At 63.6% G+C, this 25,862-nt stretch carries 24 protein-coding genes and 1 tRNA gene; 10 read left to right on the plus strand and 15 right to left on the minus strand.

Annotation, left to right across the window (positions count from 1 at the left end):
• Positions 1-90: 90 nt before the first annotated feature.
• The gene (locus ACF8MI_RS17605; protein WP_104833480.1) at positions 91-1,803 is read left to right on the plus strand and encodes a SulP family inorganic anion transporter; all 1,713 of its coding nucleotides are present in this window, start codon (positions 91-93) and stop codon (positions 1,801-1,803) included.
• On the opposite strand, the gene ACF8MI_RS17610 is transcribed toward ACF8MI_RS17605, so the two are convergent.
• The 5 genes from ACF8MI_RS17610 to ycaC form a co-directional block, all read right to left on the minus strand.
• Complete coding sequence (locus tag ACF8MI_RS17610) at positions 1,800-2,975, minus strand: TolC family protein (RefSeq protein ID WP_223623705.1); 1,176 nt, start codon at positions 2,973-2,975, stop codon at positions 1,800-1,802. The genes ACF8MI_RS17605 and ACF8MI_RS17610 overlap by 4 nt on opposite strands.
• Positions 2,976-2,988: 13 nt before the next feature.
• On the minus strand, positions 2,989-4,086 hold the full coding sequence (locus ACF8MI_RS17615) for an AI-2E family transporter (protein ID WP_104833481.1): 1,098 nt from the start codon (positions 4,084-4,086) through the stop codon (positions 2,989-2,991).
• Between the two features lie 39 nt (positions 4,087-4,125).
• The gene (locus ACF8MI_RS17620) at positions 4,126-5,322 is read right to left on the minus strand and encodes a monovalent cation:proton antiporter-2 (CPA2) family protein (protein ID WP_060500200.1); all 1,197 of its coding nucleotides are present in this window, start codon (positions 5,320-5,322) and stop codon (positions 4,126-4,128) included.
• A gap of 36 nt (positions 5,323-5,358) precedes the next feature.
• Positions 5,359-6,177: a polyphosphate kinase 2 gene (ppk2, locus tag ACF8MI_RS17625; RefSeq protein WP_060500202.1), complete on the minus strand. Its 819-nt coding sequence runs from the start codon at positions 6,175-6,177 to the stop codon at positions 5,359-5,361.
• A 104-nt stretch (positions 6,178-6,281) separates the two neighbouring features.
• Positions 6,282-6,902: an isochorismate family cysteine hydrolase YcaC gene (gene ycaC, locus ACF8MI_RS17630; RefSeq protein WP_060500204.1), complete on the minus strand. Its 621-nt coding sequence runs from the start codon at positions 6,900-6,902 to the stop codon at positions 6,282-6,284.
• 301 nt (positions 6,903-7,203) lie between these two features.
• Here ycaC and ACF8MI_RS17635 point away from each other — a divergent pair, with 301 nt between their 5' ends.
• The 4 genes from ACF8MI_RS17635 (at position 7,204) to ACF8MI_RS17650 (ending at position 11,971) form a co-directional block, all read left to right on the plus strand.
• Complete coding sequence (locus ACF8MI_RS17635) at positions 7,204-7,593, plus strand: nuclear transport factor 2 family protein (RefSeq protein ID WP_104833483.1); 390 nt, start codon at positions 7,204-7,206, stop codon at positions 7,591-7,593.
• A gap of 93 nt (positions 7,594-7,686) precedes the next feature.
• A complete protein-coding gene (locus ACF8MI_RS17640) occupies positions 7,687-9,186 on the plus strand; it encodes a cytosine permease (protein ID WP_060500209.1) in 1,500 nt (499 codons plus the stop codon).
• A gap of 13 nt (positions 9,187-9,199) precedes the next feature.
• Positions 9,200-10,630 carry an aldehyde dehydrogenase family protein gene (locus ACF8MI_RS17645; protein ID WP_156867352.1) on the plus strand — a complete coding sequence of 477 codons (1,431 nt, stop codon included), beginning with the start codon at positions 9,200-9,202 and terminating at the stop codon, positions 10,628-10,630.
• Between the two features lie 123 nt (positions 10,631-10,753).
• Positions 10,754-11,971: a DUF3422 domain-containing protein gene (locus tag ACF8MI_RS17650; RefSeq protein WP_060500213.1), complete on the plus strand. Its 1,218-nt coding sequence runs from the start codon at positions 10,754-10,756 to the stop codon at positions 11,969-11,971.
• Positions 11,972-11,998: 27 nt separating this feature from the next.
• Here the strand turns inward: ACF8MI_RS17650 and ACF8MI_RS17655 are convergent, their stop codons facing one another.
• The 3 genes from ACF8MI_RS17655 to ACF8MI_RS17665 form a co-directional block, all read right to left on the minus strand.
• Entirely contained in the window at positions 11,999-14,401 is a 2,403-nt protein-coding gene (locus ACF8MI_RS17655) for a DUF3772 domain-containing protein (protein ID WP_104833485.1), read from the minus strand.
• Positions 14,402-14,457: 56 nt separating this feature from the next.
• On the minus strand, positions 14,458-15,510 hold the full coding sequence (ada, locus tag ACF8MI_RS17660; RefSeq protein ID WP_060500217.1) for a bifunctional DNA-binding transcriptional regulator/O6-methylguanine-DNA methyltransferase Ada: 1,053 nt from the start codon (positions 15,508-15,510) through the stop codon (positions 14,458-14,460).
• 126 nt (positions 15,511-15,636) lie between these two features.
• The gene (locus tag ACF8MI_RS17665; protein ID WP_060500218.1) at positions 15,637-16,263 is read right to left on the minus strand and encodes a DNA-3-methyladenine glycosylase; all 627 of its coding nucleotides are present in this window, start codon (positions 16,261-16,263) and stop codon (positions 15,637-15,639) included.
• A gap of 171 nt (positions 16,264-16,434) precedes the next feature.
• Between ACF8MI_RS17665 and ACF8MI_RS17670 the strand changes: the two genes are divergently transcribed.
• On the plus strand, positions 16,435-16,950 hold the full coding sequence (locus ACF8MI_RS17670; RefSeq protein ID WP_060500220.1) for a sigma-70 family RNA polymerase sigma factor: 516 nt from the start codon (positions 16,435-16,437) through the stop codon (positions 16,948-16,950).
• A complete protein-coding gene (locus ACF8MI_RS17675; RefSeq protein ID WP_200929086.1) occupies positions 16,937-17,893 on the plus strand; it encodes a FecR domain-containing protein in 957 nt (318 codons plus the stop codon). The genes ACF8MI_RS17670 and ACF8MI_RS17675 overlap by 14 nt, the downstream gene beginning before the upstream one ends.
• 7 nt (positions 17,894-17,900) lie before the next feature.
• Here the strand turns inward: ACF8MI_RS17675 and ACF8MI_RS17680 are convergent, their stop codons facing one another.
• The 3 genes from ACF8MI_RS17680 to ACF8MI_RS17690 form a co-directional block, all read right to left on the minus strand.
• Positions 17,901-19,058, minus strand: a complete 1,158-nt coding sequence (locus tag ACF8MI_RS17680) for an MFS transporter (RefSeq protein WP_060500224.1) — start codon at positions 19,056-19,058, stop codon at positions 17,901-17,903.
• Positions 19,059-19,141: 83 nt separating this feature from the next.
• Positions 19,142-19,279, minus strand: coding sequence for a hypothetical protein (locus ACF8MI_RS17685; protein ID WP_003247435.1), 138 nt, complete (start codon positions 19,277-19,279; stop codon positions 19,142-19,144).
• Positions 19,280-19,379: 100 nt separating this feature from the next.
• Positions 19,380-20,594, minus strand: a complete 1,215-nt coding sequence (locus ACF8MI_RS17690; protein WP_060500226.1) for an MFS transporter — start codon at positions 20,592-20,594, stop codon at positions 19,380-19,382.
• Between the two features lie 191 nt (positions 20,595-20,785).
• Here ACF8MI_RS17690 and ACF8MI_RS17695 point away from each other — a divergent pair, with 191 nt between their 5' ends.
• Both ACF8MI_RS17695 and ACF8MI_RS17700 read left to right on the plus strand, forming a co-directional pair.
• A complete protein-coding gene (locus ACF8MI_RS17695; RefSeq protein ID WP_164525223.1) occupies positions 20,786-21,709 on the plus strand; it encodes a FecR domain-containing protein in 924 nt (307 codons plus the stop codon).
• A gap of 95 nt (positions 21,710-21,804) precedes the next feature.
• A tRNA-Met gene (locus ACF8MI_RS17700) sits at positions 21,805-21,881 on the plus strand.
• Between the two features lie 257 nt (positions 21,882-22,138).
• Here ACF8MI_RS17700 and ACF8MI_RS17705 read toward each other — a convergent pair.
• The gene (locus ACF8MI_RS17705; RefSeq protein WP_060500231.1) at positions 22,139-22,753 is read right to left on the minus strand and encodes a LysE family translocator; all 615 of its coding nucleotides are present in this window, start codon (positions 22,751-22,753) and stop codon (positions 22,139-22,141) included.
• 245 nt (positions 22,754-22,998) lie between these two features.
• Between ACF8MI_RS17705 and ACF8MI_RS17710 the strand changes: the two genes are divergently transcribed.
• Complete coding sequence (locus ACF8MI_RS17710; RefSeq protein ID WP_060500268.1) at positions 22,999-23,916, plus strand: LysR substrate-binding domain-containing protein; 918 nt, start codon at positions 22,999-23,001, stop codon at positions 23,914-23,916.
• Here the strand turns inward: ACF8MI_RS17710 and ACF8MI_RS17715 are convergent.
• From ACF8MI_RS17715 to ACF8MI_RS17725, 3 genes are all read right to left on the minus strand, one after another.
• Positions 23,856-24,431 carry a D-Ala-D-Ala carboxypeptidase family metallohydrolase gene (locus tag ACF8MI_RS17715; protein WP_156867350.1) on the minus strand — a complete coding sequence of 192 codons (576 nt, stop codon included), beginning with the start codon at positions 24,429-24,431 and terminating at the stop codon, positions 23,856-23,858. The two genes, ACF8MI_RS17710 and ACF8MI_RS17715, sit on opposite strands and share 61 nt — an antisense overlap.
• A 65-nt stretch (positions 24,432-24,496) precedes the next feature.
• The gene (gene rimI, locus ACF8MI_RS17720) at positions 24,497-24,952 is read right to left on the minus strand and encodes a ribosomal protein S18-alanine N-acetyltransferase (RefSeq protein WP_060500236.1); all 456 of its coding nucleotides are present in this window, start codon (positions 24,950-24,952) and stop codon (positions 24,497-24,499) included.
• Positions 24,949-25,734, minus strand: coding sequence for an energy transducer TonB (locus tag ACF8MI_RS17725; protein WP_104835389.1), 786 nt, complete (start codon positions 25,732-25,734; stop codon positions 24,949-24,951). The genes rimI and ACF8MI_RS17725 overlap by 4 nt, the downstream gene beginning before the upstream one ends.
• Positions 25,735-25,862 lie beyond the last annotated feature (128 nt).

Raw genomic sequence — 25,862 nt, forward strand, 5'->3', positions numbered from 1 at the left:
GTCGCATCTTATAGATAGGGCGCCGGAAGCGCTACCCGTCTCCAACACCTATTCTGTCAATCAGCACCCGCCTCCCCCAGAGCCCGCACCATGCCCGAACCAACCCGCTTCGACTGGCAACGCTGGTTACCTGGCCTGGTCACCTTGCTCCACTACAAGCCAGCCTGGCTGGCCAAGGACATCGCCGCCGGCCTGGTGCTCACCACCATGCTGGTACCCGTGGGCATTGCCTACGCCGAAGCGTCTGGCGTACCCGGCATCTATGGCCTGTATGCCACCATTATCCCCTTGCTGGCCTATGCCCTGTTCGGCCCCAGCCGCATCCTCGTGCTGGGCCCGGACTCGGCACTGGCCGCGCCAATCCTGGCGGTGGTGGTGCAGTACGCCGCCAGCGACCCGCAGCGGGCAATCGCCATCGCCAGCATGATGGCGCTGGTCGCCGGGGCGTTCTGTGTGATTGCCGGGCTGCTGCGCCTGGGCTTCATCACCGAATTGCTGTCCAAGCCGATCCGCTATGGGTACATGAACGGAATCGCCCTCACGGTGTTGATCAGCCAACTGCCCAAGCTGTTCGGCCTGTCGGTGGACAGCCAAGGACCGCTGCGAGATATCTGGAACCTGATTCAGGCCTTGCTTGCCGGCCAAGGGCATTGGCCAAGCTTCATGGTCGGTGGTGGCAGCCTGGTGCTGATCCTTTTGCTCAAGCCCTTCAAGCGGGTACCGGGCATCCTCATTGCCGTGGTGCTGGCCACGCTGGCGGTGAGCCTGCTGGGGCTCGACCGGCAAGGCGTGAAGGTGCTCGGCGAGTTGCCCCAAGGGCTGCCCGGTTTTGTCTTGCCCTGGGTCAGCGACATCGACCTGGTGGAGGTGCTGCTCGGTGGCATCGCGGTAGCGCTGGTGTCGTTCGCCGACACCAGTGTGCTGTCGCGCTCCTATGCCGCGCGCCTGAAAATGCCGGTCAACCCAAACCAGGAAATGTTCGGCCTGGGTATAGCCAACTTGGCTTCGGGGCTGTTCCAGGGTATTCCGATCAGCAGCAGTTCATCGCGCACGCCGGTAGCCGAGGCTGCCGGCTCACAAACCCAGCTCACCGGCATTATCGGCGCGCTGACGGTCACCCTGTTGCTACTGGTGGCGCCCAATCTGATGCAGCACCTGCCCAACAGTGCCTTGGCCGCCGTGGTGATTGCCGCCGCACTGGGCCTGTTCGAGTTCACCGACCTCAAACGTATATTCCACATGCAGCAGTGGGAGTTCTGGCTCTCGTTCACCTGCTTTGTCGGCGTAGCCGTATTTGGCGCTATTCCCGGTATCTGCATCGCCGTGGCCATCGCAGTGATCGAGTTTCTGTGGGACGGTTGGCGGCCGCACCATGCGGTACTGGGCCGGGTGGATGGCACGCGGGGCTACCATGATGTGAAGCGTTATCCACAGGCCCGACGCATTCCAGGGTTGGTGCTGCTGCGTTGGGACGCGCCGCTGTTCTTCGCCAACGCCGAGCAGTTCCAGAGCACAGTGATGGCGGCAGTGGACGCGTCGCCTACCCCGGTGCAGCGGTTGATCATCGCGGCGGAGCCAGTGACCAGTATCGACATCACTTCGGCCGACATGCTGGCCGAGCTGGACCGGGCGCTGGAAGCACGGGGGGTGGAGTTGCAGTTTGCCGAGATGAAGGACCCGGTTAAGGATAAGATGCGGCGGTTCGGGTTGTTCCAGCATATGGGGGAGAAAGCCTTTCACCCAACGGTGGGCGCGGCGGTGGATGCCTACCTGGATGAGAGCGGGGTTGACTGGCAACCCTAGGCAGCCCGAACCCGGCGCCGATCGATCCAGATCAGCATGGCACTGGCATACACCGACACCGCCAGAAACAGTGCCATGCGCACGGCAAACGCCTTGTACACATCCTGCCCGCCAGCACTGTCCTGCACCGACTGCCCCAGCAGGATCAACATTGTCGTCAGGCAGCTCACCCAGTACGCCGGGCTCTGCCGGTTCGGCACCACCTGGTACAGCCGCCGCGCCTGCCAGAGCGCGAACAGCAGCACCCACAGAAAAAACATCCACAGGTGCACGAACAGGCTCAACGCGCCCCACATCAGTATCGCCAGCAACCCGGCGAGCAATGTTGAGCCAACCAGCTCACGGCTGGCGTCCCGCGCGCGGGTTTCGCCGGCCTGTTGCCCCACACTCACGGCCTTCATGATCAGCGGCATGTACTGATCCGGAGCAATCAGCGCCAGCAGGAAGGTCGGCATCACAATCAACGTGGCGCGCAACGCTACCCAGCTGACATGCTCGCGCGCCTGCTGCCAGTCGAGTTCGTCATTTTCGCCAGGGCGAAACAACCGCTCGGTGATCTCCAGGCTACGCGCCTGGCGCTCGGCGTTCTCGCGCGCGATATCCAGCCGTGCCTCGGCCGTACGCAGGGCGAAGTAGGTGTCGGCCACTTGTGCACGCAACAGCAGCATGGCATCGGCGTAGTTGGCCCGGGAAACGAAGTAGGCCGCATCTGCGCTTTCGATGGCGCGGCTGAAGCGCCCCCAGAAGTCAATTTCCCAACCGATGTCAAAGCCCACGCTGGATTGCCAGAACACCGAGTCGCGCGCGGCTGCAGCGCCGGACTGGTCTTGCTTCAGGTACAGGCTCTGCGCGCTCAACTGTTGCAACTGTGGATAACGCCCGGTCTGCACGATGGCCCGCTGGGCCCGGGCTTCGGCGATGCGCAGGCCTACCACGCGAAGGTTGGTGTTGTGGGCATCGGCCTCGGCAATCAGCGCGTCCAGCATTGGGTCGGCGAACACCGTCCACCAGCGGCGCAGGTCGGGCGCCGCAGCGCTGCGTCCTGCCTGCTCCAGCAAAGGCGTGCTCCAGCCGGCCAGCCAAGGGGCCTGGGGCTTTTCGAAGTCCGGGCCAACCTGGGTGCAGCCGGCCAGCACTACCAGCAGCCCTAGACCATAGCCGTGCGTGGGCATGGCAGCCCCTGGCTCAGGCAGCAGGTGGTGCCGGTTGCTCCGGCACCTGCAGTGCAACCCATTGCCAGAACAACACGTAGGTGACGCCAAGGATCACCGGGCCGATGAACAAGCCGATGATCCCTTTGACCACCATGCCGCCCAGCGCCCCGATCAGCACCACCGGCATCGGCACGTCCACCCCTCGCCCCAGCAACAGTGGCTTGAGCACGTTGTCGGCCAGCCCGGCAACGAAGGTGTAGATCGCAAACACGATGGTCGCGGCGGTAAAGCCTTCGACGTTGAACACATAGATGATCACCGGCACCGTGACAAGTGTAGCGGGCGCCTGGGCAATCCCCAGCATGAGGATGACGATGGCCAGCATGCCGGCCCCTGGCACCCCTTTGACCACGAAGCCGACGCCGATCAGCAGCATCTGGATGAACGCAATGCCGATCACACCCTGGGCCACCGCACGAATGGTCGCGGTGCACAACTTGGCCAATGGCTTGCCCCGCTCCTCACCCGACACCCGCATGGCGATGCGCTGTGCCGCGATTTCACCACGGTCACCAAAGGCCATGATCACCCCGGAGATGATGATCGCACCGATGAACAGCAAAAAGGCCCCCCCGGCACTGGCCGCCGCCCCCAGCACCGTGCGCCCGGCGCCCTTGAGCTGGGGCATCCACTGGTTCAGCACACTGGCCATGTTTTCGGAGGCCGCCAACCAAAGGGCATGCACCTTCGGCCCGATCAGTGGCCAGGCCGACACGGCGTCAGGTGGGGTCGGCACGCTCCAGGCTCCGCTTTTGAGCAACTTCACCAGGCTGTCCACCGATTCGCCGATGGACATCACCACCAGGTAGATCGGCACCAGCAGCACCACCAGTACCAGCACCACCACCAGCGCCGCCGCATACCCCTGCTTGAGGCCGATACGGCGCTGCAGGCGGCAATGCAACGGGTACAGGGTGACCGCCAGGATAACCGCCCACAGCATCAGCTCCAGAAATGGCTGGAACACCTGAAAGGCAAAGATCACCAAGGCAGCCACCAGGCCGGCTTTGATCAGCACATCGAGCAAGCCCCGCGACAGGGCGCTGTCCAGCATGATACCCGGTTGCATGCTTCACCTCCGAACATTCGGTTCGTCATGTGCCACGGTTCAGTCGCTCGTTTCCGGGGTGGCCTGCACGGGGCTGTCGTCTCGTAACTGCCGCGCCAAGGCCATCATCACCAGCGGTACCACCGCCATCGACAAGGTAATGGCCAGCACCAGCACGTCATGCACCTGCCGAGTCAGCACCTGATGTTCCAGCGCCAGCTTGAACACCACGAAGGCAAACTCGCCACCCGAGGCCAGCACCACGCCCAGGCACAACGCCTGGGCCTTGTTGAGCCCGCCAACCGTACGCCCGAGGCCATACAGCAAGGGCAGCTTGATGGCGACCAGCAACACGGTCAGGCCCAACACCATCAGTGGCATGCCAAACAACAGGCGCAGGTCGGCACTCATGCCCACGCCAACGAAGAACAGCCCCAGCAGCAGGCCTTTGAGCGGCTCGATCTGGGTTTCCAGTTCGTGGCGAAATGGCGACTCGGCCATCAGCACGCCGGCCAGAAATGCCCCCAGTGCCATCGACACGCCCACGTGCTCCATCAGCCAGGCGGTGCCCAGCACCACCAGCAAGGCCGTGGCCGTCGACAGCTCGGGCAAGCCCGAACCCACCGTCCACTTGAATACCGGGGTCAACAGATAGCGACCAAAGACAATCAGCACGCCTATGCCGACAGCCACTGCCAGCAGTGGCCAGGCCCCTTCGTCGGCGGTGCTGACATCGCCCCCGAGCAGCGGCACCACGGCAATCAAGGGAATGGCGGCAATGTCCTGAAACAGCAGGATGGCCACCGCCAGGCGACCTTGCGGCTTGCCCAGGTCCTTGCGCTCGGCCAGTACCTGCAAGCCAAAGGCGGTGGACGACAGCGCCAGGCCCAGGCCCAGCACGATGGCAGCGGGTTTCGATTGGTCGAACAGCCCGTACGCCAGCAGCCCAAGCAGCACCGCAGTAAGCCCTACCTGCAAGCTGCCGATGCCAAACAGCGCCCGGCGCATGGTCCACAGACGCCGGGGTGAGAGCTCAAGGCCAATCACGAACAGCAGCATGACCACGCCCATCTCCGACAGCCGCGCCACGTTGTCCGGGTTGTCGAGCAGGCCGAACACCGAAGGACCAATCAGGATACCCGCCAGCAGGTAACCCGGTACCGCCCCCATTTTCAGGCGCTGTGCCAGCGGTACCAGAAGCACCACGGCCAACAGGAACACCACCGTCGCCTGCAACAGGCTGCCGTCATGTGGCATGAGCTCTTACCCTCGCAGCTCCCCACAGGGAGGGGTTCAGAAGCGTTGTTCGACGAACTTGAACGGGTAGGCCACAGCCTTGTACTTGCCGATCTTGCCGCGCTTGGGCAGCTTCACCACCTGGTCACGGGTGATGTCCTTGTACGGAATCCGGCTGAGCAGATGGCTGATGATGTTCAGGCGGGCGCGGCGTTTATCGTTGGAATGGGCCATGAACCAAGGCGCCCAGGCAGTATCCGACGCGGCGAACATGTCGTCACGCGCCTGGGTGTAGTCATCCCAGCGGGTATACGACTTGAGGTCCATGGGCGAAAGCTTCCACAGCTTGCGGCCATCGTTGATGCGATCCTGCAGGCGGCGGGTCTGCTCTTCGGCGCTGACCTCGAGCCAGTACTTGATGAGGATGATGCCCGACTCGACCATGACCTTTTCGAACACGGGCACACCGATGAGGAACTTGTCGACGAGTTCGTCGGAGCAAAAGCCCATTACCCGCTCGACGCCCGCACGGTTGTACCAGCTGCGATCAAAGATCACTACCTCGCCCGCTGCAGGCAAATGCCCCAGGTAGCGCTGCAGGTACATCTGGGTTTTTTCCCGCTCGGTCGGTGCCGGCAGCGCCACCACGCGAAACACCCGTGGGCTGACGCGCTCGGTAATGGCCTTGATGGTGCCGCCCTTGCCGGCGCCATCGCGGCCCTCGAAGACGATGCATACCTTCAGGCCTTTGGCCACCACCCACTCCTGCAACTTCACCAGTTCCACGTGCAGGTGCTTGAGCGCTTTTTCGTAGGCCTTGCCGCCCAGTTTTTCTGGCTGTTCCTGGGTGAGTTTCTTCCTGGACGGCTTCGACATGACACTCTCCTGAAGGGGAATGAAGAGTCAGTATGGTCGATTCATGACGGTTTGCCGCTTCGCTTGCCGGTTGAAGGGGGCTGCAGTGCAGCCCCCCCAAAAACCTACTTGGCCGACTTGTTGTAGCTGGTCATCAGGTTGCGGTAATCCGGAATATGGTTGGAGAACAGGGTGCCCAGCCCTTCAATGTCATTGCGCCAGTCACGGTGCAGCTCACAGGCCACGCCGAACCAGGTCATCAGCTGTGCACCGGCAGCCTCCATGCGCCGCCAGGCGGAGTCGCGGGTGAGTTCGTTGAAGGTGCCGGAGGCGTCAGTGACGACGAACACCTCGAAGCCCTCCTCCAGCGCCGACAGTGCCGGGAAGGCCACGCACACTTCGGTGACCACACCGGCAATCAGCAGCTGCTTCTTGCCAGTGGCTTTTACCGCCTTGACGAAATCTTCGTTGTCCCAGGCGTTGATGTTGCCGGGGCGTGCAATGTAGGGGGCGTCGGGGAACTGTTCTTTCAGCTCTGGCACCAGCGGGCCGTTGGGGCCAGTCTCGAAGCTGGTGGTGAGGATGGTCGGCAGCTTGAAGTATTTGGCCAGGTCGGACAGGGCCAGCACGTTGTTCTTGAAGCGGTCGGGGTCGATGTCCCTTACCAGCGAGAGCAGGCCGGTCTGGTGGTCGACCAGCAGCACCGCAGCGTTGTTCTTGTCCAGACGCTTGTATTGGAAGGCCATGGCGGATCTCCTTGCTTCAGCGGGTTGGGAGTATCAGCGTAGGCAAGGATGCAGGGCTGCAGAGGCCGTCGGTCGGGTTGAGTGGGACCTTCACGCAGGGTTTCAAAGCACGCGTCGGGCTGGCTACCTACTTGGTCGGTTACTTGGTCGGTTGCCTGGTCGCTCCCTTCAGCTTTAAAAGGAAGCGCTACCATCACTTCACAAATTCCTGAACTGATTATTTGCCGCCAGCGATTTTTCCCCTCGCCAACCGCCACCAGAATCGCTTCACCATAATCACAAAAACCGTGAGGCCACTCCCGTGGACCAGACTCTCCAGGTACGGCAGGCGGCCGCCGACCTCGTCGCCGCGTTTGCCAGCAACGATACCGCCCGCTATTTCGCCTGCTTCAGCGAAGACGCCACCTTCCTCTTCCACACCTTGCCGCATCCGCTGCTGTCGCGCCGTGCCTACGAAGACCTCTGGGCCCAGTGGCAGGCAGAGGGTTTTACCGTGCTCGCCTGCGAGTCGGGCAATGCCCAGGTGAGCCTGCAAGGTGATGTGGCGATCTTCATGCACGATGTAGCCACCCATATCCGCATCGCCGGTGAAGAACACCCGTTGAGCGAGCGCGAAACCATCGTGTTCCGCCGCCACGGCGAACAGTGGCTGGCTTGCCACGAGCACCTGTCGGTCGTATCGCCGGCCTGATCATCTTTTTACGCGGCCCTGCCGCCCTGCCATCGCACCCACAAGAAGGCCCGCGCACTGCGCAGGCAACAACAACCGCGCTGGAGCATCACCATGAGCCACTCGACCGGTATCGAGACCAACGGCGTCGAACAGATCCCCGACGATCAACGCGACGCCTCCCCGCTGGACCTGTTCCGCCTGATCTTCGGCGGTGCCAATACCTTTGCTACCGCCGTGCTGGGCAGCTTCCCGGTGCTGTTCGGGCTGTCGTTCCAGGCGGGTGTGTGGGCGATTCTGCTCGGCGTTGCCGTCGGCGCGCTGATCCTTGCACCCATGGGCCTGTTCGGGGCGCTGAACGGCACCAACAACGCGGTGTCTTCAGGCGCACACTTTGGCGTGCATGGGCGTATCGTCGGCTCGTTCCTGTCGCTGCTGACGGCGGTGGCGTTCTTCTCGCTGTCGGTGTGGAGTTCGGGCGATGCTTTGATCGGCGGGGCCAAGCGCCTGGCCGGCCTGCCGGAAACCGACCTTACCCTCGGCCTGGCCTACGGCCTGTTCGCGGTGCTGGTGCTGGTGGTGTGCATCTTCGGCTTCCGCTTCATGCTGTGGGTCAACAAGATTGCCGTGTGGGCTTCGAGCCTGCTGTTCCTGCTGGGTATCGTCGCCTTTGCCGGACCGTTCGATGCCGGTTACGCCGGCAACGTCAACCTAGACCAGCCGGGCTTCTGGGCAGCCTTCGTCGGTGCCGCGATCCTGGCCATGAGCAACCCGGTGTCGTTCGGCGCCTTCCTGGGTGACTGGTCACGCTACATCCCGCGTGAAACGCCCAAGGCGCGCATCATGCTGGCCGTGATTGCCGCGCAGGGCGCCACGCTGATTCCATTCCTGTTCGGCCTGTGCACGGCCACCCTGGTTGCAACCCAGGCACCGGACTACATCGCCGCCAACAACTATGTAGGTGGCCTGCTGGCCGTGGCACCGACCTGGTTCTTCCTGCCGGTGTGCCTGATTGCGGTGATCGGCGGCATGTCCACCGGCACCACGGCGCTGTATGGCACCGGTCTGGACATGTCCAGCGTGTTCCCACGCTTGCTCAGCCGCGCCGGCGCCACGTTGCTGATCGGTGTACTGGCGATCGGCTTCATTTTCGTCGGCCGTTTCACCTTCAACCTGGTGCAGAGCGTATCGACCTTTGCGGTACTCATCATCACCTGCACCAGCCCGTGGATGGTGATCATGATCCTCGGCCTGATTACCCGCCGCGGCTTCTACCACGCCGATGACCTGCAGGTGTTCACCCGCGGCCAGCGTGGTGGCCACTACTGGTTCCTGCACGGCTGGAACTGGCGCGGCATGGGGGCGTGGATCCCCAGCGCGGCGGTCGGCCTGTGCTTCGTCAACCTGCCGGGGCAGTTCGTCGGCCCGCTGGGCGACCTGGCCGGCGGCATCGACCTGAGCCTGCCGGTCACCCTGGGGCTGGCTGGCGTGCTGTACCTGCTCTTGCTCAACCTGTTCCCTGAACCTGCTGGCGTGTATGGCCCTCAAGGCCCGCGTTGGGTGCGTTGCAAAAGCACCACGCACACGCCCGTGACCACTGCCGAAATGGCCTGACTGGAAACCGACCATGACCACTTCCCACTATATCGCCGGCCGCTGGGTCGAAGGCCAGGGCAGCGATTGCATCAGCGTCAACGACCCTGCGCTGGGCCAACCGTTCGCTGAATTCATGGCTGCCAGCGTTGCCCAGGTCGACCAGGCCGTGGCCGCCGCCCGTAGCGCCCTGCCCGCCTGGAAAAGCACCCGAGCCAGTGAGCGTGCAGCCTTCCTGCGCGGCTTTGCCGAACAGCTCGGGCAGCGCCGCGAAGCGCTGATCACCTTGCAGATGCGCAACAACGGCAAGCCGCGCCATGAGGCCGAAATCGACCTGGACGACGCCATCGCCACTTTCACCTACTACGCCGAACTGGCAGAACAGCTGCCCTCGAAAAACCGCGATGTACCGCTGGCCGTACCCGGCTTCACTGCCCGCACCCGCCTGGAGCCGGTGGGCGTGGTTGGCCTGATCGTGCCGTGGAACTTCCCGCTGGTGACCAGCGCCTGGAAGCTCGCCCCGGCCTTGGCCGCTGGCTGCACCGTGGTGCTCAAGCCGTCAGAAGTCACCCCACTGATCGAGCAGGCCTACGGCCAGATCGCCGATGCCCTGGGCCTGCCGGCTGGCGTGCTGAACATCGTCAATGGCAAGGCCGAGACTGGCGCCGCGTTGAGCAACCACAACGGCCTGGACAAGCTGTCGTTCACTGGCAGCAACAACGTCGGTAGCCAGGTGATGCGCAGCGCTTCGGCGCAGTGCCGGCCGGTAACGCTAGAGCTGGGCGGCAAGTCGGCCATCGTGGTGTTCGATGATTGCGATGTGGACCAAGCCGTGGAATGGATCGTCGCCGGCATCACCTGGAACGCCGGGCAAATGTGCTCGGCCACTTCGCGCCTGCTGGTGCAGGACGGTATTGCCGATGCGCTGCTGCCGCGCCTGCAGGCGGCACTGGAAAACGTGCGGGTGGGTAACCCGCTGACCGAAGAAGTCGACATGGGCCCGCTGACCAGCCAGGCACAATGGCTGAAGGTGGCCAGCTACTTTGCCACCGCACGCGAGGAAGGTTTGCAGTGCCTGGCCGGTGGCAAGGCGCTGGACCGGGACGGCTGGTTCGTCAGCCCGACGCTGTATGCCGATGTGCCAAAAGACAGCCGCCTGTGGAGCGAGGAGATCTTTGGGCCGGTGCTGTGTGCACGGCGGTTTGCCAGCGAGGAACAGGCGATTGCCGAGGCCAACGACAGCCGCTTCGGGCTGGTAGCCACCGTCTGCTCCGCTGACCTGGAACGTGCCGAACGCGTCGCCGATGCGCTGGAAGTCGGCCATGTGTGGATCAACTCGGTGCAGGCCGTGTTCGTCGAAACCTCGTGGGGCGGTACCAAAGGCAGCGGGATCGGCCGTGAGCTGGGGCCTTGGGGGTTGTCGGCCTACCAGTCGGTCAAGCATGTGACGCGGTGCCTCGGCTGATACTGCTGGGGCCGCGCTGCGGCCCTTTTCGCGATACAAACCCTCCCCGCGTGACTTTCCCCTCCCCCCGCAAAGTCCCACTTCCTGGTACCCCCACAATCACAACACCAGGCCGGACCACCCATGCACCCTCAACGCACTGCCTTGCACAACGAACTGCACGCCCGCCCGTCGCTGTATTTCGACGGCCCGGCGCATGTCTTCCACCTGGCCCTGCTCGGCGGTGATGCTGCCTGTGCGGCCCTGCTGCAGCGCTGCAGCCCGGATGCCCTGGACGCAACGGCAGCCCAAGGCATCACCCGCCTGGACGGCCACCCGTTCAAGTGGGAACGGCACACCGAGTTCTTCACCCTGACACTGGTAGTGCCCTGCACAGCTGCCGATACCGAGTGGCAAGCCCTGCCACCCGTGCTGGCCGAGGCCATCGCCCCGCAGGCGGCACAGATGATCAACGCCGTGCAGGTGCTGGTACGCGACGAGCAAGGCCTGGACCTGCCCCAGTACGGTTTCAAAGACCCCTGCGGCTCGTGCGTAGGTGGTGGCGATGCGGTGGTGTGGAGTGACTTCCGCCTGACCGAGGACGGCACCAACCGCTTCCTGTTCATCAACCGCCGCCTCAATGCCTACCGCCAGGGCCGCATGATCCGCCGCCTGCTGGAGATCGAGACGTACCGGATGATGGCCTCGCTCACCCTGACTACGGCCAAGGCCCTGAGCCAGGAACTGGATGCCTTCGACAAAACCCTGGTCACCCTTTCCGAGCGCAGTGCCGGCGGTGAAGGGCATGACTCCAAAGGGCTGCTGGAAGCCATTGCCCACCTGTCACGCCAGGTTGTAAGCCGCACGGTAAAAACCCGCCACCGCTTCGGCGCCACCCAAGCCTATGCACAACTGGTGTTCGAACGCCTGGGTGAACTGCGGGAGAGCCATGTGGGTGACTGTCAGCGCTTGGGGGTGTTCATCGAGCGTCGGTTCAAGCCGACCGTGCGCTACTGCGCGGCTACCGAGCAGCGGCTGGAACAATTGGCGAAGAACGTGGCGAACCTTGGCGACTTGCTGCAGGCGCGGGTGCAAGTGGAAATGGAAGAACAGAACGCCGGCATTCTGCACAGCCTCAATGCCCGGGCTGATGCCCAGGTAAAGATCCAGCGGGCAGTGGAGGGGCTGTCGATCATCGCCATCACCTACTACCTGCTGAATCTGTTCAAGCTGCTGTATGGCGGGCTGAATGTGCTGGGGTTAGGGCTGACGGCGCGGGATGGGTTATTGGCCATGGCGCCGCCAGTGTTGTTGGTGTTGCTGGTGATTTTGCTGCGGATCCGGCAAGCCAAGCAGCATTGAGGTCGGGGCGCTTGGCGCCCCCGCTCTTTACACCGACTCGTCAGCGGGGCGAGCGCCCTCTTGCACCAGCACCATGCTCTGTGGCGATGACAGCGCAATGCCTTCGTCGCGCAACCGCCCGAGAATGGTGAACAGCAGGTCACTGCGGGTACCCGATACCTGGCGCGGCCCGGCTACATAACCACTCACGCCAATCACCATTCCGCTGCTGGTCAAGTCCTTGAACGACACCGAAGTGGCCGGTGCATCCAGAATCGCCTCATGCTCGTGGTACGCCGCCAGCAGCAGCTCGCGCACACGGTTGGCATCGGTTTCCAGTGGCAGCGTCAGGGTAATGCCGACCACCCCCAATGCATTGCCCATGGTCACGTTGCGCACGTTCTGCGATATGAACTGCGAGTTGGGCACGATCACCGTCGAACGGTCCGACATCTGGATCTCGGTGGCGCGCACGTTGATGCGGCGGATATCACCCTCGACACCTGCCAGGCTCACCCAGTCGCCCACCTTTACCGGGCGCTCGGTCAGCAGAATCAGGCCGGAGATGAAGTTCTGCACGATTTGCTGCAAACCGAAACCGATACCGACCGACAGGGCACTGACCACCCAGGTCAGGCTGGTGAGGTTGATGCGCAAGGTCGACATCACCAGCATGGCCAGGAACAGGAAGCCCAGGTAACCCACCAGGGTCACCAGCGAGGCGCGCATGCCGGCGTCCATGTCGGTTTCCGGCAGCAGGCGATCACTCAGCCAGCGCTTGACCACGCGAATGGCGAACAGCCCACCGAAGAAAATCGCCAGGGCCAGCAGAATGTCCTGCGGCACGATGTTCAGGTTGCCGAGCAGCTTGCCACCGGTGCCGTCCCAGTCGCCCAGGCTCAGCAACAGTTCGCTGGGGCTGGTGCCCGATGGCATCAATACCAGCAACAGCGCCAGGAACAGCACGATGGTGCGGCCGATGCCGGCCAGGATGGTGCTGGCCTGTGCCTGATGGCGCGGCGCCAGGCCCAGGGTAGAAGCCAGTGCCAGGCCACCGGGCTGACGCGGCGACAACAGGGTTTCGCACAGGTCGCCAAAGAACGTGGTCAGCAAGTAGGCACAGGTGACGACCAGGCTGACCCACAGCAACTTGGCGGTGAGGAAGTAGGCAAGCGTCAGGTAACCGGTGAGCAGCGCCAGCAGAATCAACGACAACCAGATGACCATCACGAACGGGATCAGCCCGGCCAGGCCCGTGGGGCGCTCCAGGTCATGCTTGCGCAGGGTGCGGCGGTAACGCAGCAACGCGCCGGCAAAGATGAACGCCACCACCAGCGCGGTCAGCCCGTTGACGGCCACCGTCAGCGCCAGGCTGGCGCCGATCACGCTGTTCATCCGCTCCATGGTCATCATGACCATCAGTGCCAATGCCAGCACCTTGGGGAACCAGCCCAGCGCGCTGGCCACTTCGTCGTGGATCGGCGGCAGCCGCCAGGACGGACGCTGCAGCATCAACATGGCGCGGCCCAGGCCAGTGATGAAGGCACTGAACACCACCAGGGCGAGAATGTGGTTGGTCAGGCTGGCGATATCGCTGCCCAGCTCGGCGCTGCTCTCCAGCCCCCAGCGCAGCAGCGAAACAGAACCGGCGATGGTGCCCAGGGTTGCCAGGCTGACGCCCAAGGCCAAGGCACTGCGACGCAGGCGACCCTCAGGTAACCAGCCCACCATGGCATTGGCCAGCAAGCGCTCAAACAGCCCACGCACCAAGGTCCAGACCAGAATCGCCGCGACCAGGCTGGTAATGAACAGCCAGCGGTTATCGGCGCTGAAGGCACTGCTGATGGTATCGGCTGCCTCGCCGCGCAGGTCACGTAGGCGCGCCACGTCGTCCTGGGTGGGGCGGATGATGCTCTGCCAGAACGCCGGGCTCAGTGGCGAGGCCGCACGGCTGGTGATCTGCGAGTTGAACTGACTGCGGCGCAGGTTGACGATCTGCGTGGACAGGTCGCGTGCTGACTGGGTCAGCTTGGTGGCCTGATCCTGCTGGGCCACCAGCGCCTTCTTTTCGGCCTCCAGGGCTTTGCGCTGCTGGGTCAGGGTGGCGGCCTCGTCCGGCTGGACCGGGCCAATCACCTTCAGCTTGTCGTCGAGCTTTTCCACATCGGTGGTGCGCTGCGCACTCAAGGCGTCCGCCTGGCGCTGCACCTGCATCGCGGCCAGGCGCAATTGCGACAGCAGGTCGTCGTTGGCCTCACTGGTGACGCCCTGACGGACCTGATCCAACCGGTCGCTCAGTTGCTCGATGCTGGCGTTTTCATCCAGCGCTGGCGCTTCGGCTGCCGCCAGGTTGGACAATGGCGTGGCCGGGGCCGACCACGCCGGGCTGGCAAGCGCCAACAGCAGGACCATTAGGCCTGCGCAATAACGGGCAAGGCTGACACGCCTCATCGACTATTCCTCTTTACAACTCGATTTGGCGGGGGATTCTACGCGGCTTCAAGCCATCAGGAGAGTGCCGTCTCTCGTTTGAGTAGCTGCTGTTTGCGCTCGACGCCCCAGCGGTAGCCGCTGATGTCGCCGTCCCGACGCACAACCCGGTGACACGGGATGGCCACGGCAATGTGGTTGGCCGCGCAGGCCATGGCGACTGCACGCACCGCTTTGGGCGCACCGATGCGCTCGGCGATGTCGGTGTAGCTGACCCGGCTGCCGGCCGGCACCTCGCGCAGGGCCTGCCACACCCGCTCCTGAAACGCCGTGCCCTGTACATCCAGCGGCAAGGTCAGGCCCAGCGCCGGGGCTTCGACGAAGCCCACCACTTCGGCAACCAGCTGTTCGTAGGCGCTGTCGCCGCCAATCAGACGGGCTTTGGGGAACTGGTCCTGCAAGTCTTGCAACAGGGCCTCGGGATCGTCGCCCAACAGAATCGCGCAAATACCCTTCTCGCTTTGGGCCACCAGGATCGCGCCCAGTGAACACTGACCAATGGCGAAATGGATCGTTGCCCCGGTACCCCCAGCACGGAATTGCCGGGGGCGCATGCCCAGGCGCTGACCGGCGCTTTCGTAGAAGCGGCTGTTGGAGTTGTAGCCCGCATCGTAGATGGCGTCAGTGACTGAACGCTCACCGTCTTCCAGGTGCGCACGCACACGCCGGGCGCGGAAGGCGGTGGCGTAGGCCTTGGGGGTTACGCCGGTTTCAGCCTTGAACAAACGGTGCAGGTGGAAGGAGCTGACAGCCAGTTGCGCACTGAGCTGGTCGAGGCTGGGGGCAGGGTCGCAGGTTTCGATCAGGCGACAGGCGCGGGTGACCAACTGGCTGTGGCGGCTGGTGCTGGCTTTGCTGATGCAACGTTTGCAGGCGCGGTAACCGGCCGCTTCGGCGGCAACGGGGGTGTCGTAGAACTCGACGTTGCTGCGCTTGGCCATGCGAGACTTGCAACCGGGGTGGCAGTAGACGCCGGTGGTGCGCACGGCGTAGACGAAGTGGCCGCTGGCATTGGAGTCACGGGACTCGACGGCTTGCCAACGTTGGTCAGGGGTTGTGTAGTGGTTCATCTAGAAATTCCGGATAAGTGGTTGCCTGTACCGGCCTCTTCGCGGGCAAGCCCGCTCCCACAGGTACTCCACGGTGCTTGAGAATTGTTCACCCGCGAAAGGGCCGGCACAGGCAGTGCAAAAGCCTCAGGCCCGCCACAGGTACCAGGCCGCCACGGTACGGTAAGGCCGCCAGCCGCCACCCAGCGAGCGCATCTGCGCAGGCGTTGGCGCCTTCTCCAGCCCCTTGAGCCGTCGATAGCCCTCGCGCACACCAAAATCGTCCACTGGCAGAATGTCCGACCGCTCCAGGCTGTAGATCAGCAGCATCTCCACCGTCCACCGCCCTACCCCACGCAATGCCACCAGGCGCTCGATCAGGGCTTCATCAGCCATGGCCAATGCCTCTTCCCGCGTCGGCACCAGGCCTTCCAGCCGGGCCTGGGCAATGCCCTGCACCGTGGCCATCTTGCTTGCCGAAAACCCACAGGCACGCAGGGTGTCCGGGCTGACAGCCAGCAGTTGCTCAGGTGCCGGGAACGCAACCTGCGGGAACAGCGCCAGCAACCGGCCAAGGATCGCCTCTGCGGCGCGGGCATGCAGCTGTTGGTAGGCAATCGCCCTTACCAACGCCTCGTAAGGCTCACGCCCCGGTGTGGCCTGGTGCAGGCAGGGCCCAATGGCAGCAATGTGCCGCGACCAGTCCGGGTCGAGCGCAGCCAGGTAATCGGTCGCCTCGCGGTAGGCCTGCGGCGAAAGGTCGGCAAGAATCATGGCGGCTCCATCAAGTCGATTGCAGGTCCAGCTTAGCGCAGCCGTTCATCGGGCAAACGCCGGTTCTTGCTCGGCTAATTCCTGGCATACCATTGCTCCACGCCATCATCCCCGCATAGAATTGAGAACAATTCACAATCGCACACATCAAGGGACCGGGCCTTCGCTACGATGCAGATCAACGACACGCTCAAACCGGCCGAGGTCGCTCTGCTGTACCAGTCCCACCATGCCTGGCTGCGCGGCTGGTTGCGTAGCCGGGTCGGTTGCGGCGAGCATGCCGCCGACCTGGCTCAGGATACCTTCGTACGCTTGCTGCGCGCCCGCCAGGTATCACCGCTGAAAGAGCCGCGCGCCTACCTCAGCAGCATCGCCCGTGGCCTGATGATCGACCAGTTCCGCCGCCGCGCGCTGGAGCGGGCCTACCAGGAAAGCCTTGCGCACTTGCCCGAGGCTGAAGTGCCCAGCGAGGAAGAACGGTTGGTCATCCTCGATGCCCTGGAGCGCCTGGACCGTGCCCTGCACCAGTTGAAACCGCGTGTACGCCAGGCGTTTCTGCTGGCCCAACTGGACGGTTTGAGCATCGTGCAGATCGCCCACCAGCTGGACGTATCCCGCGCCACCATCGAGCGCGACCTGGCCAAGGCCCTGGGCGTCTGCTACCGGTTGCGCTATGCCGACACCTGACAGCACACCCGCGCAGGCACAGGTCGACCAGGCGATCGACTGGCTGGTAAAACTGCGTTTCGACCGCCCCAGCGCACGCACCGAGCAACAGTTCCGGCAATGGCTGGCCAGCCACCCGCACAACCCGCTGGCCTGGCAACGTGTCAGCCACCTCAGTAACGAGATGGCCGCGTTGCCCAAGGACCTGAGCCGGCGCACCCTGGATGGCGGCCAGCGCCAACGCGTCAGCCGCCGAAACCACCTTAAGTTGCTGGGGCTCTTGGCGGTGGGCGGCAGCCTGGGCTGGGCTGCACGCGAACCGTTGGGCCTGCCACAACTGCTGGCCGACAGCAGCACCGCCACAGGTGAACGGCGCCAATGGCAAGGCAGCGACGGCAGCCGCATCCAGCTCAACACCGCCAGCGCCATCGACTTGCGCTACAGCGCAGCGCAGCGCCGGCTGGAACTGATCCACGGCGAGGTCAGCCTGGACAGCAACCCGAATGACAACCGACCGTTCCGTATCGACACCCATGTCGGCGCGCTGACCACACTCGGCAGCCAGCTGTTGCTGCGCGAAAACAGCCAGGGCCTGCTGCTGTCGGTGCGTCGTGGTGAAGTTACGCTGTTCCCCTCCTCCGCGTCTGCGCGGCAAATCGAGCAGGGCGAAACCTTGCAGGTCGGGGCAAATGGCAGCATCCACGCAGTGACGCTGCACAGCGACCCATGGGGCTGGACCGACGGTGTTCTCAGTGTGCAGCAGATGCCATTGGCCGAATTTGTCGCCGAACTCGGCCGGTACCGTCCAGGCCTGTTGCGCTGCGCGCCTGAAGTGGCAAGCTTGAAAGTGTCTGGCACCTTTCAGTTGGCTGACACCGAGCGGGTCCTGCAACTGCTCACTCGCAGCCTGCCTGTGCGGGTCGACTACCGGACACGCTTCTGGGTAAACGTCGGCGCAGCCTGAAAGGTCATCATTGCGCTACAGCGCGGATGCGCCCAGCACGCCGATACGACTGCCTGGCAAAACACACGAACAACCCGGCCATCAGCGCCAGCGCCATGGGCAAGCCATGTGGCGCCACATTCATTGCCGCGCCACTGAGCAGCGGCCCGATCAGGCTCCCCACGCCCCACAGCAACCCTACGCTGGCGTTGGCAGTGACCAGGTCCTGGCCTTTGAAGCGTTGCCCGATCAACACCAGCGCCAAGGTGTAGATACCCCCTGCCACCGCGCCCAGTACCACCAACAGCGGCCACAGCAGCCAGGTAAGGTTCAACAGCCAAGGCAGGCCGATGCCGATCGCCATCGCCACCAGCCCGCACACCAGGTGCAGCCCGGTGCGCTCCACCCGGTCGGCCAGCCAGCCCAGCGGCAGTTGGAACAGCATGTCGCCAGCAAACACCACAGTCACCATCAGCGCCGCGACGCCCACGGCAAAGCCATGGCTGGTGGCATACACCGGCAACAGCGACAGCACCACGGCATCGAAGAACGAGAAGAACAGCACGGCCACGCACAGCGCCGGCGCCACACGGAAGAACCCGGCCAAGCCAAAGCTCTTTTCGCCCTCTTCATGTTCGACATGATCGTTGGGCACGGTCAGCACGATGCACAGCAGCGCCAGGCCATAGCAGGCGGTGACCACCCCGGTGATCCACGGGCTATCGGCACCCAGCACCGCCAGCATGGCTGGGCCGAGCACCTGAAAGCCGGTGAAGCTGGTGGCATACAGGGCCATGATCTTGCCGCGGTTGTGCTCCGGGCACAGCTCGTTGACCCACGACTCGCCGAGGATGATGGCAATCCCCATGCCCAGCCCGAGGCCCAGGCGCAGCAGCGCCAGCAGCCACAACGAACCGAATGCCGACTCGAGCAAAGCAATGCTGACCGTGCACAGGCTGAAACACAGCAAGTAGATGGTGCGCCGGGTGAGGTGACGGCAGCAGGCATCGACCAGAAACGCTGAGAGCATCATGCCCGCAGCAGGGATGGCCGAGATGATGCCGATTTCCAGGGTGCTCGCCCCCGCCTCATGCAGGCGCAACGACACCAGCGGCAAGCTGGCCCCCAAACTGAAACCCACGACCGACACGGCGAACAACAGGCCCGCCAGCAAACGCATGTTCATGTACCACTCCTTGCAAACAGAAAAGACGTGCAGACACAGGCGCGCACGCCAGGGTGGCGAGCGACGCAAAAGCGCAGATCAGTTCAGGCGAGGTGTGGCGAGAAGGTGAAGGCAAACAGCACGCTGCGGCGGCGCTTGAGCACCGTGTCGCTCGGCCACGCACGACGCAAGGCCTGGAAGGCAGGCTGACGGGCGTGTGGCAGGGACTGGGTACGGCGCATTGCTTTGACTACTACGCAGGTGGTTGGAAAAAGAGGCGGCACTCTAGGCCAAGGGTGTCAGGTCGTCAATCGTCGGGGCTGCAACGCAGCCCCAGTGATATCAGCGTTTACCCGTAGACGGCAAGAACACCGCCAACAAGCCGAACAGCGGCAGGAACGAGCATACCCCATACACATATTCAATGCCGCGCAGGTCCGCCACATACCCCAGCAGCGCCGCACCAATGCCGCCAAAGCCGAACATCAGCCCGAAGAAGATACCGGCGATCATGCCCACGCTGCCCGGTACCAGCTCCTGCGCATACACCACGATCGCGGAAAACGCCGACGCCAGGATAAAGCCGATCACCACGCTCAACACCGTGGTCCAGAACAGGTCGGCATACGGCAGTGCCAAGGTGAACGGCGTCACGCCCAAAATCGAGAACCAGATCACCGCCTTGCGCCCGATGCGGTCACCGATCGGCCCACCAAAGAACGTGCCGGCCGCCACCGCGCCGAGGAACAGGAACAGGTGCAGCTGCGAGCTGGCCACCGACACATCGAACTTCTCGATCAGGTAGAAGGTGAAGTAGCTGGTGAAGCTGGCCATGTAGAAGTACTTGGAGAACACCAGCAAGCCCAACACGATCAGCGCCGCGATCACCCGGTTGCGCGAGATGCCGTGGGTGGCTTGCACCGCCTTGCGCGCCTTGGCCTGGTTGAGGTGCTCCTTGTACCAGCCACGCAGCATCAAGGTCACGCCAAAGAAGAACAGCGCGGCCAGGCCGAACCAGGCGACGTGGGTCTGGCCGAATGGAATGACGATGGCCGCCGCCAGCAGCGGGCCCAGGGCCGAACCGGTGTTGCCGCCCACCTGGAAGGTCGATTGGGCCAGGCCGAAGCGCCCGCCAGAGGCCAAGCGTGCAATACGCGAGGTTTCCGGGTGGAACGTCGATGAGCCGATACCGACCAGCGCCGAGGCCAGCAAGATCATCGGGAAGCTGCCCACGAAGGCAAGCATCACGATGCCCACCAGCGTGCACAAGGTGCCCATCGGCAACAGGTTCGGTGTCGGCCGGCGGTCGGTGAAAAAGCCGACCCAGGGTTGCAGCAACGAAGCGGTGATCTGGAACGTCAGCGTGATCAGGCCGATCTGGGCAAAGCTCAGGTCGTAGTTGGCCTTGAGCATCGGGTAGATCGCCGGCAGCACCGACTGGATCAGGTCATTGATCAGGTGCGCCAGGGCGCAGAAACCAATGATGCGCATCACCAGCGGCGTGGCTTGGTTTGCCGTTGCGTGGGTGGACGCGGTGGAGGCACTACTGATGGCCATTTGCCTAAATCTCCGTCCTCAGGTTTGGGATCCGATTATCAGGAAACAAATAGATACATAGCTACCTTTTTTATCCCTCCGTCGCGACTTACTTGAAAATGGTTCTCAATATAATTAGCATCCTTGACCCATACCCCTGTCATCGTTGGGCGAAACGGCCCCTATCGTGAGCAGACCTACCCATGAGCCCGATGCCCGCCATGCAACTCCAGCCCGACCCACAGCAGGAAGCGCTGGAGTGGTTTTCGCTATTGCGCCAACCCGGCTGTGACGAAGCCCAGCGCCAGGCATTCGCGGCCTGGTGCCAGGCCCCCGATAACGCTCGCGCCTATGCAGAGCTGGAAACGTTCTGGCAGCAGTTGCAGCCACCACCCGCCCGCCCCCGCTCACGGCAGGTCACCGTGCGCCGCAGTCACCTGGGCAAATGGCTGGCACTTGTGTTCCTGCTTGTATTAAGCGCCGCAGCCTACCTCTACTGGCCGCTGATGCAGCGCCTGGCCAGCGAGCTGCACACCGACGTGGGCGAACGCCGCAGCACGCGCCTGGCAGATGGCACCACGCTTAACATGGACAGCGCCAGCGCCATGAACGTCGACCTGCGCGGCCGTACGCGTCAACTGCACCTGGTGCAGGGCCAGGTGTACCTGGAGGTTGTGCTCGATGGACGGGCGATGGAAGTGGAAGTGGGCAGCACACGCATCCAGGTGTTCGGCACTCGCCTGCAGGTCGCCCGCCATGCAGATCATGATGAACTCGTGGTAATCAGTGGCAAGGCCATGGTCACCCAAGGGGGGGATCAACGCATGGTCTCGGCGGGTGAGCGGGTTACCTTTGATGACATGCGTATCGACCCAGTGCAGAAAGCCGACCTGAAAACCGCCGATAGCTGGCGCAACGGCCGCCTGAAAGCCACCGACATGCCTCTGGGGCAGGTGCTGGAGCGCCTTGCCGGGTACCAGGGGCAACGCCTGTGGATGATGGATGAACACATGGCCCATCGGCGCGTAAGCGGTGATTTCAACCTCGACCGGCCACAGGAAAGCCTGCAAGCCTTGGCTGCGGCCCAGCATTTGCAGCTTCAGGGCGTGCTCGGCCACTGGCTTGTAGTGCGCTGAAACCGCGCCCGGCCGCTAAGTTTTTGAAAGCGTGCAAATTTTTTTTGAAATGAGTGTTGACAGGGGGGGCGTTCAAGAGAATAATGCGCGCCATCGGCTACATAGCTCAGTTGGTTAGAGCATAGCATTCATAATGCTGGGGTCCGGGGTTCAAGTCCCTGTGTAGCCACCAAACAAGACGAAGGGCTTACCGCAAGGTAAGCCCTTTTTCTTTGCCTGCGAAAAAGTTAGCGCCGGGCAATACCCTCACTTACAGCCAAGGCCGCCCCTGCTGCAATACAGCGCCAGAGCCAATGCCACGATCACGATCACGATCACGATCAGGGCTATCGCATTCAGCCCCTGACTCGAAAGGCACTGGTTGCAGATAAAAAGCGGGCTGGCTGCAGGCGCCTGCCATGGCCATCCCCCCGTCATGCAATCGACACTTCACCGTATGCCGGTTACGGCTACCGCAAGGCCAAGCCCGATCAGCGCCAGGCCTATGGCACGGTCCACCAGCATTTGCCGTTCGATCATGGCCTTGCGCAGTGCCGTGCTGGAGAAGAACACCGCCACCAGGCTGAACCACAGCCAATGGGTAAAGGACATGAACGCGCCGTAGGCGAAGTCCAGCACCAACGGGCTGCCGGGCTGGACGACCTGGGTGAACGCACTGATGACAAACAACATGGTCTTGGGGTTGAGGGCATTGGTCAGAAAGCCCGTTCGCAGGGCTTGCAGCACGCCACCAGCGGTTTGCCCTACACCCTCCAGGCTGATGCGCCGGGTATTGGTCAATGACTGGTAGCCCAGATAGATCAGGTAGCCCGCACCCAGCACTTTCATGGTGAAGAACAATGTCGGGCTCTGGCTGATGAGCACTGCAATGCCCAACACCGTGTACAGCACGTGCACCTGCACGCCCAGCGCAATGCCCACGGCAGCGGCCAGCCCGGCCCTTCGGCCCTGTGCATAACTGCTGCGGGTGACCATGGCGAAATCGGCGCCAGGGCTGATGACGGCGAGCAAGGTAAACAGGGCGACGGCGATGAGTTCGGTCATGCGGGAGGCTCTCGATAGGCGATGGAAATGCACAGACCGGGGGATTATCGATCGCTCATGAACATGGAAAAATCGATTTATAGTGGTGCATATCTGATAGTTTTTCTCACAGAGGTGTTTTGCCAGTACTGGCCTTTTCGCGGGCACGCCCGCTCCCACAGGCTTTTCACAGGCATCTGGAGCTGTGTTGTACCTGTGGGAGCGGGCGTGCCCGCGAAGAGGCCGGGCCTGAAAACATGCAAACCATGAAACTGCCGCCACTCAACGCCCTCCGCTACTTCGACATCGCCGCCCGGACCGAAAGCTTCGTGCGCGCCGCCGAGCACCTGCACGTCACCCACGGCGCCGTCAGCCGCCAGGTACGCCTGCTTGAAGAACACCTCGGCGTGGACCTGTTCGAACGCCGTAACCGGGCCATTTTCCTCACCCCAGCCGGCCGCGCCCTGCAAGGCACTACCCAGGCAATCTTCGAACAGCTCGAAGGCGCCGTGCAGCGCTTGCAACAACAGGCCCGCGACAATGTGCTGGTGCTGTCCTGCGAGCCGACCATCGCCATGCGCTGGCTGATCCCGCGCCTGCCTCGCTTCCATGCCGACCACCCCGACCTGCAGTTGCACCTGGTAGCCGCAGGCGGGCCGCTGGACTTCGCCCGTAGCGGTGTCGACCTGGCAATCCGCCGCGACGACTTTCACTGGGATAACCAGCTGTACAACCAGAAAATCTGCGACGAATGGATCGGCCCGGTGTGCCGCCCTACCGCCCCCAACCCGCTGAACGGCCAGCGCCTTCTGCACAGCACCACCCGCCCCGGCGCCTGGCCCACCTGGTTACGCCTCAGCGGCCAGCAGGCGCGGCATAACGAACGCAGCGACTACGAGCACTTCTACCTGTCGATCCAGGCCGCCAGCGCCGGCTTGGGCGTGGCCATGGCCTCAGCCCTGATGGTGCGCGACGAACTCGACAGCGGGCAGTTGCAGGCGCCCTTCGGTTTTGTGCGCGATGGTTCAGCCTACTACCTGCTCAGCCCACAGCCGGTCGAAGACGGCGGCAAGCGCCAGCGTTTTGCCGAATGGGTCACACGCGAATGCCAGCGCTGCCTGGCTCACTTGGGCTTGATGCAGAACGACGAGCCAGCGCTGCCATCGCCGCCCCAGGTGCGATAGCCGGCGGTGTCCACATGGATACGCCCGGACGGGTAGCGCCCCAGGCCCATGTTCCAGGCCTGGCCATACTGCTGCCAGAAGCGGCACAGCGGGTTGGGATCAGTCCAGGCCGGCAACAGGATATCGACGGCGAAGGCGCGGGTATGGGCACTGTTGGCAGCACCGCCCGCGCAAGTATTCAGGCGTGGGTTCCGGTAGGCGGAGACCACTTCGAACGGGCGCAGGATGCCTTGATCATCAAGCGTCTTGATCAGCGAGAGGGTCGAACGTACAGCCGACCAGTTGCTGGCAGGCGGCACGGCAAAGGGAGACGCCTGGCACAGCCTCCAGTCCGAGGCCGAGCGCAGCAACTGGTGGATAGGCACTACACCGTAAAGACGGGCATCCACCAGCATTTCACGGAAAGGCCGGGTTTGATGCTCGCCAGCCCATTGCGCGAACATCCACAGGTCGCGTTCGTCGGCATGTGCAGCACCAACAATCAGCAGGCCCGCCACCAGAAGCCGTTTTTTCATCCTTTATCCATCCGTGCATAGAGAACAAAGAAAACCAGGCCAGAGGTGGTAGCGGCTATGCTCGGTCAGTCCTCAAGCAGGGTGCACGCCATCACCAGCGCGTCTTCGCGTCCCCCGGCAACCGGATAATAGTCGCGGCGGCGGCCGATTTCGTTGAAGCCGTAGCGCTCATACAAACGATAGGCCGACTGGTTGCTGGCACGCACCTCCAGGAAGCACTCGCGACCATTGAGCTGGTAGGCCCGGGCCATCAGGTGCTCCAGCAGGCGCAGGCCCAGGCCACGGCCCTGGTTTTCAGGTTTGACGGTGATGTTGAGCAGGTGCGCCTCGTCGATGATCACGTTGATCACGCCATGGCCTACCTGCTGCTGGCCGTCGAACATCAGCCAGATTTCGTACGACTTGAGCGCATCCAGAAAGATCCCGCGGGTCCAGGGATGACTGAACGCGGCATATTCGATCTTAAGTACGGCATCCAGATCCGCCTCGGTCATCGGGCGGAAACTGATCGATTCACTCATTCAACGCGCTTCCAGCGCGCCATCAGCTGGCGCATGGCTTTCCAGACGTCCGCCTTGCGCTGCGGCTCGTCCATCAACAGTTCAAGGCCCGGCAGTGCCCAGGCATCGCCCAGGCCGTCGAGCGTCAGGGTTTGGTAATAGGCGTCGGCGTCGGCATTGGCGGCAAAGCGCAGCGCCGGCAGGCCGATCAGCCACAGGCAGGTGCTCGGGGCATCTTCGAGGCGCGCCTGGACAAAGCCCCGGACAAAATCACGCGCGGCTTCCGGCCCCTGGTCCATGTTGCCTCGCACCAGCAAGGGCCAGCGCACCGGTTCGCCGATGATCTGCGGGGCGTCAGGCAGGCCGGCGGCGCGCAGCATGTCCTTGAGCAGCAGGTAGGACGGGTCGCGGCTCTGGAACGGCTGGCCGGTGGCCAGTTCGACCAGCAGCAGGCAACTGCCGGCGCGCAGCAGTTGCAGCGAGAAACGCGGGGGCGGCACGGGGGCAGGTCGCGGCGGTGCGGGCTGTTCCTCGGCCTCGACAGGCTTGGCAGCCGGTTTGGGCGCACTGCCCGGGCGCGGGATTTCGATTTTTGGCCGCTCGCCGGAGCGAGCCTGAGGGGCGGCGGGCGCATTGTTTGCAGCCGGTGCCGGCCTGACCTCGAAATCGATGTCCTCGACCGGTGCCACCGGCAGCAGCAGCTCGGGGCGCGACGGTGCGGCGAACGCCAGTTCGGCGCGCGGCAGCCAGTGCACCACTTGCATGGCGGAAAGGTAGGCGCGGCGACGGGGTTCGGTCAGCAAGGGGCGGGTATCCAGGGGGCGAAAACAATTGGGCATTCTAACGTGTACGCCTTGGTTTTTGCAGCGCCTATCAGACCGAGCGCCGCCCGCGCGGCGCATCGCGAGCTACGCTCGCTCCTACGTTTGTT

It is taken from the genome of Pseudomonas sp. yb_9 (assembly GCF_043103635.1).
GTDB classification, from domain to species: domain Bacteria; phylum Pseudomonadota; class Gammaproteobacteria; order Pseudomonadales; family Pseudomonadaceae; genus Aquipseudomonas; species Aquipseudomonas monteilii.

Excerpts from the sequence above, each read along its gene's own strand:
- ACF8MI_RS17610 (WP_223623705.1), bottom strand. The coding sequence starts at position 2,975 with ATGCCCACGCACGGCTATGGTCTAGGGCTGCTGGTAGTGCTGGCCGGC.
- ACF8MI_RS17685 (WP_003247435.1), bottom strand. The coding sequence starts at position 19,279 with ATGCGCCGTACCCAGTCCCTGCCACACGCCCGTCAGCCTGCCTTCCAG.
- ACF8MI_RS17675 (WP_200929086.1), top strand. The coding sequence starts at position 16,937 with ATGCCGACACCTGACAGCACACCCGCGCAGGCACAGGTCGACCAGGCG.
- rimI (WP_060500236.1), bottom strand. The coding sequence starts at position 24,952 with ATGAGTGAATCGATCAGTTTCCGCCCGATGACCGAGGCGGATCTGGAT.
- ACF8MI_RS17615 (WP_104833481.1), bottom strand. The coding sequence starts at position 4,086 with ATGCAACCGGGTATCATGCTGGACAGCGCCCTGTCGCGGGGCTTGCTC.
- ACF8MI_RS17680 (WP_060500224.1), bottom strand. The coding sequence starts at position 19,058 with ATGAACATGCGTTTGCTGGCGGGCCTGTTGTTCGCCGTGTCGGTCGTG.
- ACF8MI_RS17670 (WP_060500220.1), top strand. The coding sequence starts at position 16,435 with ATGCAGATCAACGACACGCTCAAACCGGCCGAGGTCGCTCTGCTGTAC.
- ada (WP_060500217.1), bottom strand. The coding sequence starts at position 15,510 with ATGAACCACTACACAACCCCTGACCAACGTTGGCAAGCCGTCGAGTCC.
- ACF8MI_RS17620 (WP_060500200.1), bottom strand. The coding sequence starts at position 5,322 with ATGCCACATGACGGCAGCCTGTTGCAGGCGACGGTGGTGTTCCTGTTG.
- ACF8MI_RS17710 (WP_060500268.1), top strand. The coding sequence starts at position 22,999 with ATGAAACTGCCGCCACTCAACGCCCTCCGCTACTTCGACATCGCCGCC.
- ACF8MI_RS17645 (WP_156867352.1), top strand. The coding sequence starts at position 9,200 with ATGACCACTTCCCACTATATCGCCGGCCGCTGGGTCGAAGGCCAGGGC.
- ppk2 (WP_060500202.1), bottom strand. The coding sequence starts at position 6,177 with ATGTCGAAGCCGTCCAGGAAGAAACTCACCCAGGAACAGCCAGAAAAA.
- ACF8MI_RS17705 (WP_060500231.1), bottom strand. The coding sequence starts at position 22,753 with ATGACCGAACTCATCGCCGTCGCCCTGTTTACCTTGCTCGCCGTCATC.
- ACF8MI_RS17650 (WP_060500213.1), top strand. The coding sequence starts at position 10,754 with ATGCACCCTCAACGCACTGCCTTGCACAACGAACTGCACGCCCGCCCG.
- ACF8MI_RS17665 (WP_060500218.1), bottom strand. The coding sequence starts at position 16,263 with ATGATTCTTGCCGACCTTTCGCCGCAGGCCTACCGCGAGGCGACCGAT.
- ACF8MI_RS17605 (WP_104833480.1), top strand. The coding sequence starts at position 91 with ATGCCCGAACCAACCCGCTTCGACTGGCAACGCTGGTTACCTGGCCTG.
- ACF8MI_RS17640 (WP_060500209.1), top strand. The coding sequence starts at position 7,687 with ATGAGCCACTCGACCGGTATCGAGACCAACGGCGTCGAACAGATCCCC.
- ACF8MI_RS17655 (WP_104833485.1), bottom strand. The coding sequence starts at position 14,401 with ATGAGGCGTGTCAGCCTTGCCCGTTATTGCGCAGGCCTAATGGTCCTG.
- ACF8MI_RS17715 (WP_156867350.1), bottom strand. The coding sequence starts at position 24,431 with ATGAAAAAACGGCTTCTGGTGGCGGGCCTGCTGATTGTTGGTGCTGCA.
- ycaC (WP_060500204.1), bottom strand. The coding sequence starts at position 6,902 with ATGGCCTTCCAATACAAGCGTCTGGACAAGAACAACGCTGCGGTGCTG.
- ACF8MI_RS17690 (WP_060500226.1), bottom strand. The coding sequence starts at position 20,594 with ATGGCCATCAGTAGTGCCTCCACCGCGTCCACCCACGCAACGGCAAAC.
- ACF8MI_RS17695 (WP_164525223.1), top strand. The coding sequence starts at position 20,786 with ATGCCCGCCATGCAACTCCAGCCCGACCCACAGCAGGAAGCGCTGGAG.